Origin of the sequence: Polynucleobacter sp., from assembly GCF_018500155.2 — a bacterium.
Taxonomy (GTDB): Bacteria; Pseudomonadota; Gammaproteobacteria; order Burkholderiales; family Burkholderiaceae; genus Polynucleobacter.
Window position 1 is genome coordinate 1 of sequence record NZ_JAHBAK020000078.1, and the last position, 6,451, is coordinate 6,451.

The window sequence follows — 6,451 nt, forward strand, 5'->3', positions numbered from 1 at the left end:
ATGTCAGTCTTCGTTTGCAAATCTTGGATTTACTAAAGGAGTTACAAGAAGAATCTTCAGAGCAAGGCATGGGAATCTTGCTCATAACTCATGATCTCAATCTAGTAAAACATTTTGCTCAACGTGTGGCGGTATTAAATCAGGGTAATCTGATGGAAGTAGGGTCTACAAAACAGGTATTTGAGCATCCCACCGATCCCTACACTCGCGCGTTAGTCAATAGCGAACCCGTGCGTGATCTTGCGCCAGTATTGCCCTTAGCTCCGGTGTTGTTAAAGGCGGAAGCCTTGTCAGTTGCCTACCCAAGTGCGGAGTCATCATCTTGGTTCACAAAAGCGCCGCCCCACAAAGTTTTAAAGAAAGTCAGCTTTCAACTAAAGCAGGGGCAAACGATTGGTGTCATTGGCGAGTCTGGCTCAGGAAAAACAACTTTAGGTATGGCTGTTCTAGGCTTACTCGGAGATAGTTCTGCGCAAGTGACGGGCGAAGTGGATGTGCTTGGAAAAAATTGGCAGACGCTTACCTCTACAGAACGCCGTGCTATGCGCGCTAGCTTGCAGGTGATTTTTCAGGATCCATTTGGATCTCTTTCACCGCGCATGAATGTATTGCAGATTGTGGCAGAGGGTTTAGATGTTCACTATCCCCATTTGACAGCAGCTGAACGTGAAACTCGCGTCATCGATATTCTTAAGGAAGTGGGGCTGGATCGTTCTGCGCTAACTCGCTATCCACATGAATTTTCTGGTGGGCAGCGGCAACGCATTGCGATTGCGCGTGCACTCATTTTGCGACCACAAATATTGGTATTAGATGAGCCCACTTCAGCGCTTGATGTCTCCATTCAAAAACAAGTGCTGGCATTACTCTCTGAATTGCAAAAGAAGTACAACTTGGCCTATCTTATGATTAGTCATGACTTAGCAGTGATCCGGGCAATGTCACATGAGGTGATGGTGCTAAAGGAGGGGAAGGTAGTAGAGTTTGGTGAAACCGAGAGCCTGATTAAGCACCCTGGGCAGGTCTACACCAAAGAATTGTTTGCAGCAGCTGAGCTTACATAGCCTCCAAATAGCCTATATTTGGCGCTATTTTGGTGCAATTGCACCCCATTAAGCTCATATAGCGTGCAAAAATACTATCAAAAACAAGGGCTTGCGAATAAAGTGGTGCCTTGGTAAATCATTCTTTCTTTGTTAAACTGAAAAGATGTCGCTTAACAAATCACTGCTTTCGCCAATTCTAGGGCTTGCCTTAGGCTTATTGACATCAGTTTCTGCGTTCGCTGTTGAGACCAATGCAGCTGACGCTGCTCCTGTTGCTGCAGAAGCAGCTGTACCAAAAGAAAGTATGTTCCAAGCGGGAAGGGCGTACATTGTTCGTGTATCTGATCGCTTCGCTGATACGGTCACAGGAAAGTCTGAAGAGCTGATCAATCGCGCTATGGAAGTGATTGGAGTTCGTTATCGTTGGGATTCTGAGCTACCTCAGTCCGGTTTAGATGGCAGTAGTTTTGTTGGTTATGTATTTAAAGATAAATTAGGTTTCTTGTTGCCCCGTAAATCAACCCAGATGAGTCGGGTTGGAAAGCCAATCAGTCGCGAGGAATTGCAACCTGGGGATCTCGTATTTTTTAATACGATGCGTTTAACTTTTTCTCACGTGGGTATTTATGTTGGTGACAATAAATTTATTCACTCACCTTCTAAGGGCACTAGTGTGCGAGTAGATGATCTTGGAAGTTTGTATTGGGATAAGCGTTTTGATGGTGCTCGTCGTTTAGACGGCAGTGATAACTTGGATGATGCTGAGCGTCAAGAGTTATTAAATGAGGTGAAAAACCTCAAACGTAAGTCTCGTAGCCTCTAAATTCATGGGTCTGCAGACCCATGTCAGCTATCCCTTTATTTTTTCTTTAATCAAACCCATTTGTTCTTGAGTGGCGATTTCGCCCGCAAGAATGGCAGCATTTCTGGATTTGAAGTCACCACTACTCATTTGTTTGAGTTGTGGAGTGATCGCAATATCAGCGCTTTTGAGTTCGTACTGATTGATGCTTTGTTGCATGATGGAAATCGTTTGTTGCAAAACTCCCAGAGTGCCACTGGCATCTTGATGAACGGGTTCTGAAGAAATGTTGACTGCAATCACCAGCGTTGCACCCATCTGTCTTGCGTAGCTTACTGGGACTGGTGCAACTAACCCACCATCCACATATTCTTTTCCAGAAATGACGGTTGGTTGAAAGACGCCAGGGACACTGCAGGAGGCTCTCACTGCCTGACCCGTGTTACCAGTGCGGAACAAAATGCCTTTGCCTGATTGCAGCTCCGTTGCAACGATGCCCAGCGGCATACGCATCTGCTCAATCGTTTTGTTTTGTACTTCACGGTTAATCATGTTTTGAAGGGCGTCACCTTTAATGAGTCCTCCAAACCGTCCTGCAAAAGGCAATCCCCAATCGGCAATCGTTGCTTCATCCAGATTTAGGGCTAGGCGGTTCAGTTCATTGCCGGTTGCGCCTGATGCGAGCAGGGTGGCAATAACACTACCTGCGCTACTGCCAACGACCAAATCAGGTCTGATGCCCTGGGCTTCTAATGCCTTAATGACCCCCACATGTGCAAAGCCTCGGGCAGCGCCAGCGCCGAGTACTAGACCCACAACGGGTTTTTTGGAGCCCAAAAGACTGCAAGAACTCAGTGTGCCAACACCCATCAGCGTGCCCATAGAGACACCAAGACCCAATATTTGGCGTCGTACTGCAGAAATGGGGGGTTTTGCTGAATTATTTTGCATGTGGCTATTGTATAAAGCCTACCTTATAATAGTTTCACGGTGAACGAAGTAGACTTCGTTGCAGCGCAGGCTAAATTCCTAACAAGAATGGATGAAATGGATTGCCTGTGGTCGCTAGAAACACCACAACCCATTACTAAATACATTATTAAGTCTATTCAGGTTGAATCCTGATAGCCCAATTTTTATGGATGATCACAACAAGCGCGTTATAGAAACAGCTCTCCTATGCGCACAGGAGCCACTGACAGTTGCTGATTTGTCTCGCCTGTTTGTTGAAGACATTACTACCGCTGATATCGATGAGGCCTTAGTGGAGTTACAGCGCGCATGGGACGATAAAGGGATGGAGCTGGTGCATATTGCGACTGGTTGGCGTTTCCAAAGTCGCTTATCCATGCGCGAGTATCTTGATCGCCTGACTCCAGAAAAGCCACCCAAGTATTCACGTGCGGTGATGGAGACCCTGGCGATTATTGCGTATCGTCAGCCCGTTACACGCGGTGAGATCGAGGAGATTCGCGGTGTTGCAGTGAGCAGCAATGTCATGAAGCAGTTAGAAGATCGTGGCTGGGTGGAAGTGATTGGACATAAAGATACGATTGGTCGACCAGGTCTGTATGCCACTACCAAGCAATTTTTAGATGATTTGAGTCTTACTAATTTACAAAGCCTGCCAATTCTTGAGGATGCAGCTCCGATGGCAGCGGCAGAACAATTGGGTCAAGCAGTCATTGAATTTGATCCAACTGCGACTGTTGAAACTGTGGTGATTGAAGAGTCGACGGAAGTGATGGAGGTAGCAGAAGTTGCTACTGAAGAAGCTCCGACTGAATTAGCGCAGCCTGCACAAGAGCCATCTGAAGATGTTGTATCAGAGTCTGGTGAACCATCGGACGAAACAAAATAATTAATGACAAGTTCTAACGAAAACGATTTAAGTGCGCCTGCGCCAGCGGTTGCGTCTGATCATGCCGATGCAAAACCCGCTGTGACAGAGGGATCTCAAGGCGAGGGTGGTGAGCGCACTCCAGGAGAGGGGCGCGGCCCTCGTCATCCACGTCGCGCTGGCGGCAAGCACCCATTTAATAAAAAACGTCCTTTTAATAAAGATAAGCAAAAGCGCGATGGCGATTCTGCAAATGGACATCGCGAAGGCGGTCATTCTGCGTCCGCAAAATTAGCCCCCAACCCCGAAGAAATCGAGGCTTTGTTTGCCGCGGTAGTCTCAGGAGAGTTTGACGCAGCCTTAGATGCGCCTGAAGTTTTGGAAGTAAAAAACCCAGAGGGTTTGAATGAGGCAGAAATCTCTCATCAAACCGGTGCAGAGCGTCGTGCACAGCGCGCACAGCGTTCACGCGAAGATGAAGATCCTGATGCACCAACTGAAGAAGAGATGAGCAGTTTGCAGTTTGCAAACATTGATGAGTTGCCACTCAGCCTGCGTGATGAAGTATGGTCTGATCTTGATGGCTTGGATGATGAAGCGGACGATGAAGATACCGTTAAGCTGCATAAAGTTTTAGCCGATGCCGGCATGGGTTCGCGCCGCGATATGGAAGACTTAATTGTCCAGGGTCGCGTATCCGTGAATGGATTGCCTGCGCATATTGGTCAACGCATTGGTCCTACCGATCAAGTGCGCATCAACGGTAAGCCGGTACATCGCAAAATTCAGACAAAGCCACCACGCGTGATTTTGTATCACAAGCCTGCCGGTGAAATTGTTAGTCAATCTGATCCTGAAGGTCGCCCAACCGTATTTGATCGTTTGCCAAAGCCGCGTCAAGGTCGATGGATTGCGGTAGGTCGCTTGGACTTTAATACAGAAGGCTTATTGCTATTCACTACTTCAGGTGAATTAGCCAATCGCTTAATGCATCCACGCTATGGTGTTGAGCGCGAATACGCTGTGCGTATTTTGGGTGAGTTAAGTCAAGACAATACCGCTCAACTCAAAAGCGGCATCAAGTTGGATGATGGTCAAGCTCGCTTTTTGCGTCTAGCAATGGGCGGGGGCGATGGTGCCAATCGCTGGTATCACGTTGCGTTAACAGAAGGACGTAATCGCGAAGTGCGCAGAATGTTTGAAGCGGTAGGGCATACCGTTTCACGATTGATTCGTACACGCTATGGCATGTTCTTGTTACCACCGCGCCTAAGACGCGGTAAATGGGAAGAGGTTTCGCCTGAAGGTGTTGCAAGCTTGATGAAGTCTGCAGGATTAAAAGTTCCTCAGCCGCAAGATAAGAATCGCAATCCCAACGCTAACGGACAAAATCGCCATGCAGCGAGCGGCGATTTTCAGCCAGATCCCATGCAAACCTCAGTGTCCTACTGGGGCTCACGTGATGCCCTTACACTTGCCAGCGGTCATCATGGCATGACCCATCAAGGCAAGAACGGTAAGCAAAACGGTGGCGGCGGATCGGGCGATGGGCGAGGGCCTTTCCGTGGACGCACGCAGGGTGGCCGACCAGGTCAGGGCGGTCAAGGTGGTAATGGTCAGGGCAGGAATAAGGTTAAAAAGGTACATCATGGCCAATCTGCTTTTGTGACTGGCAACCCCCAAAACCCTGGAAATGGCCCAAAGAGAAGCGGCCCTAAAGGCAGAAAACCCTTTAATAAGGGACCTAGGAAGCCCCGAAATCCTGGCGAAAGCTTCTGATTTCTAACAGTTTTCTCTAAAAATCAGCTATAATTTTGGTCTTGCAGCACACAATTGTTGCAAGTGTTGTTACCGACTGATGTTGCGATCAACGTAAGTCGGCCTGTTCTGAATTTCGAGAATATGGGCTTTGAAGCCCATTTTTTTTTGCCGTTTTGGTTTGAAGGGAATTTGTGAGGGATCAGAAGGTTATCGCTGCAGAGTTGGAAAACCTGGGTTACACGCTGGTAGATATCGAGCGTGAAGCCGGGGGATTGCTGCGCGTCACCATTGAAAATCCTGATTACGAGCGTTTGATTACTGTGGCCGATTGTGAAAAGGTAAGTCATCAATTGAGCTATACCTTGCCTGTAGAAAACATTCCCTATGAGCGTTTGGAAATTTCATCACCAGGGCTCGATCGTCCCATTAAAACGGCCCTGGATTTTGAGCGCTTTTCTGGCATGGAAGTGGATTTGAAATTGCGTGTTGCTGTTGGCAACCGTAAAAATTTTCGTGGTGTGTTGCAAGGTTTGCTGAGTGGTGATGTGAATTCACCCGATGCGAAATTTGGTTTGGTGTTCGAGGCAGCCGATGGTCAGCCGTCTCAATTGGAGTTTTCATTAGCCGAGGTCGACAAGACTCGGTTGGTCCCTGTTATTGATTTCAAAGGAAGAAAGTCATGAGCCGTGAAGTCCTCATGTTGGCAGACGCGCTAGCGCGTGAAAAGAATGTTGATCGTGAAATTGTGTTCGAGGCGCTCGAAATGGCGTTAGCTTCGGCCACTAAGAAGCGTTATGCAACCGAAGATGTTGATATTCGTGTATCGATCGATCGTGATTCTGGTGAGTATGAGACATTCCGCCGCTGGTTGGTGGTACCAGATGAGGCCGGTCTGCAAGAGCCAGATAAAGAGATTTTGCAATTTGAAGCAAAAGAACAGCTCGCTGATATTGAAGTTGGTGATTACATTGAAGAGCAAATTGAATCACTAGCATTTGGACG

8 protein-coding genes are annotated in these 6,451 nt (G+C 47.7%); 7 read left to right on the plus strand and 1 reads right to left on the minus strand.

Going from position 1 to position 6,451, the window contains the following annotated elements; genetic code table 11:
- Together KIH43_RS08860 and KIH43_RS08865 are read left to right on the plus strand one after the other, a co-directional pair.
- The coding region (locus KIH43_RS08860) for an ATP-binding cassette domain-containing protein (RefSeq protein WP_297719877.1) at positions 1–1,064 on the plus strand (1,064 nt) is incomplete at its 5' end.
- A gap of 145 nt (positions 1,065–1,209) precedes the next feature.
- Positions 1,210–1,869, plus strand: coding sequence for a C40 family peptidase (locus KIH43_RS08865; protein WP_296970302.1), 660 nt, complete (start codon positions 1,210–1,212; stop codon positions 1,867–1,869).
- A 27-nt stretch (positions 1,870–1,896) separates the two neighbouring features.
- Here the strand turns inward: KIH43_RS08865 and KIH43_RS08870 are convergent, their stop codons facing one another.
- The gene (locus KIH43_RS08870) at positions 1,897–2,718 is read right to left on the minus strand and encodes a patatin-like phospholipase family protein (protein ID WP_297719890.1); all 822 of its coding nucleotides are present in this window, start codon (positions 2,716–2,718) and stop codon (positions 1,897–1,899) included.
- Between the two features lie 120 nt (positions 2,719–2,838).
- On the opposite strand from KIH43_RS08870, the gene KIH43_RS08875 reads away from it, so the two are divergent.
- From KIH43_RS08875 to KIH43_RS08895, 5 genes are all read left to right on the plus strand, one after another.
- Positions 2,839–2,973, plus strand: coding sequence for a hypothetical protein (locus KIH43_RS08875; RefSeq protein ID WP_297719881.1), 135 nt, complete (start codon positions 2,839–2,841; stop codon positions 2,971–2,973).
- 13 nt (positions 2,974–2,986) lie between these two features.
- Positions 2,987–3,709, plus strand: coding sequence for an SMC-Scp complex subunit ScpB (scpB, locus tag KIH43_RS08880; RefSeq protein WP_366069235.1), 723 nt, complete (start codon positions 2,987–2,989; stop codon positions 3,707–3,709).
- A gap of 3 nt (positions 3,710–3,712) precedes the next feature.
- A complete protein-coding gene (gene rluB / locus KIH43_RS08885) occupies positions 3,713–5,467 on the plus strand; it encodes a 23S rRNA pseudouridine(2605) synthase RluB (RefSeq protein WP_297719884.1) in 1,755 nt (584 codons plus the stop codon).
- Between the two features lie 173 nt (positions 5,468–5,640).
- The gene (rimP, locus tag KIH43_RS08890; protein ID WP_296970295.1) at positions 5,641–6,132 is read left to right on the plus strand and encodes a ribosome maturation factor RimP; all 492 of its coding nucleotides are present in this window, start codon (positions 5,641–5,643) and stop codon (positions 6,130–6,132) included.
- A partial coding sequence (locus KIH43_RS08895; protein WP_297719887.1) for a NusA N-terminal domain-containing protein occupies positions 6,129–6,451 on the plus strand: 323 nt, incomplete at its 3' end. The genes rimP and KIH43_RS08895, both read left to right, overlap by 4 nt.

What these genes read in the sequence shown, in the direction of transcription:
- KIH43_RS08865 (WP_296970302.1), top strand. Translation starts at nt 1,210, where the DNA reads ATGTCGCTTAACAAATCACTGCTTTCGCCAATTCTAGGGCTTGCCTTA.
- KIH43_RS08870 (WP_297719890.1), bottom strand. Translation starts at nt 2,718, where the DNA reads ATGGGTGTTGGCACACTGAGTTCTTGCAGTCTTTTGGGCTCCAAAAAA.
- scpB (WP_366069235.1), top strand. Translation starts at nt 2,987, where the DNA reads ATGGATGATCACAACAAGCGCGTTATAGAAACAGCTCTCCTATGCGCA.
- rluB (WP_297719884.1), top strand. Translation starts at nt 3,713, where the DNA reads ATGACAAGTTCTAACGAAAACGATTTAAGTGCGCCTGCGCCAGCGGTT.